Annotated in this window: 1 protein-coding gene; it reads left to right on the top strand. The window is 57.8% G+C overall.

All coding sequences use genetic code 11. The features are described from left to right. Positions 1–83: 83 nt before the first annotated feature. Positions 84–206: a DUF551 domain-containing protein gene (locus tag Q4548_RS17275; RefSeq protein ID WP_369281304.1), complete on the top strand. Its 123-nt coding sequence runs from the start codon at positions 84–86 to the stop codon at positions 204–206. Positions 207–258: the final 52 nt, after the last annotated feature.

The following is a 258-nucleotide window of genomic DNA, read 5'->3' as shown; positions in this document are numbered from 1 at the left end:
CGCCGTTCCTGACATTCAGCCGTCACGCTCACAACGATCCGCGCGAGGGCGTGCTGGGTTCTAAATCAACGCCCATTCTTGTCATGTGCTGGGTGGGAAGTGACGCGCAGCCCTATCCTGTGGATGAGCATGGGGATTGGCACGATTTTCATTGCTATGACCCGACCCACTGGATGCCCCTTCCCAAGCCCCCGAGGGCCAAATGATCCTACTGGATATCCCAATTCCCCCGACATGGTGTATCGCCAACGTCCGATC

It is taken from the genome of Wenyingzhuangia sp. 2_MG-2023 (genome assembly GCF_030548295.1).
Classification (GTDB): domain Bacteria; phylum Bacteroidota; class Bacteroidia; order Flavobacteriales; family Flavobacteriaceae; genus Wenyingzhuangia.
The sequence above is the reverse complement of the archived record's forward strand: the minus strand, read 5'-3'. Positions and strand labels throughout refer to the sequence as shown.

Bases quoted from the DNA above. Each gene is read 5' to 3' on its own strand.
- Q4548_RS17275 (WP_369281304.1), top strand. From the start codon at position 84: ATGTGCTGGGTGGGAAGTGACGCGCAGCCCTATCCTGTGGATGAGCAT.